This is a genomic window from Streptomyces calidiresistens (assembly GCF_014141525.1).
In the GTDB taxonomy this organism is placed as follows: domain Bacteria; phylum Actinomycetota; class Actinomycetes; order Streptomycetales; family Streptomycetaceae; genus Streptomyces; species Streptomyces calidiresistens.
In genome coordinates this window covers 1-1,025 of the sequence record NZ_VKHS01001267.1, presented here as the reverse complement: position 1 = coordinate 1,025, position 1,025 = coordinate 1, and the positions used below count along the sequence as shown (strand labels likewise).

The window sequence follows — 1,025 nt, the reverse complement described above, 5'->3', positions numbered from 1 at the left end:
GGGTGGAGGTGCCGTCCTCGGGGCCGATGCGGGGCCGGGGGCGCCTCTTCCTTCGGGGTCAGGGAAGGGTGGTCGGGTTTTCCGTTCCGGGGTCGCGGGGACCCTGGTCCAAGCGGTAGGGCGGGTGGACGTCCGTCATCAGGGCGACGTAGGCCACGACTCTCAGCACCCACCGATTGAGGCCGATGATCAGATCGAACAGGCCTCGGGGGTAGGTGGCGGTGAAGGCGACGGCGATGATCGCGAAGAAGGCGAGCAGGGTGATGAGGCCGGGCGGGGAGGCTTGTTCCCGACCGCTCGGCGGGGCCGTGAGGATGCCCACCACGAGGTAGTGGGGAATGGCCAGCAGCCACCACTTGACCAGCACCAGGCCGCGGGAGAGCCGCTCGGGGTACACCACGGTCAGACGGGCGGGGTAGTCGGGCCTCTCCCCCAGGGAGAAGGGGGGATATCGGTCGGTCGCGAACGCGTTGGCTCCGTAGTAGGAGACCCTCCAGCTCCATCTCAGGACGCCGAGGTTGAAGTCGAACAGGGGGCGGGGGTAGCGGGTGGTGAACAGAACGGCGAAGAAGGCGATCACGGTCACCACGACGAAGGCGACCCACAGGAGGGCCAGCAGCAGGTAGTGCGGTATCAGGAGGAGCCACTTGACGAGCCACAGCCAGCGGGAGAGCGGTTCGTCGGGGTCTGCCTCCACCCGCACGGGGGACACAGGGGGGATTCTCGTCGCTTCCTGCATGGTGTTCGACTCCTGCCGACGGGGGGCACCGGTGGGGCTTCGTGGAAGGGGTGACGGCCTCGAGCGGCTCGTTCCCTCCGGGTACCGGTGCCGGACTTCACGTTCCCGGTCGCAGGCGGACCGGGTCGTTTCCGGGTGTCCCTTTCGCGGCGGGTGAAACGGGGGGCGGCCGCGGGGAACGGCGGACCGGGCCCGGCAGCGCCGTGGGAGGGCTTCCCCGCGGTGGAATGCGGGGGTGGGGACGGGGAACCCCCGGAAGCGGGCCTCGGTGCACGGGTTCCCGGGG

At 70.0% G+C, this 1,025-nt stretch carries 1 protein-coding gene; it reads right to left on the bottom strand.

Features of this window, described 5'->3' with window-relative positions:
- Positions 1-58: 58 nt before the first annotated feature.
- Complete coding sequence (locus tag FOE67_RS26795; RefSeq protein WP_182667406.1) at positions 59-739, bottom strand: DUF4389 domain-containing protein; 681 nt, start codon at positions 737-739, stop codon at positions 59-61.
- Positions 740-1,025: the final 286 nt, after the last annotated feature.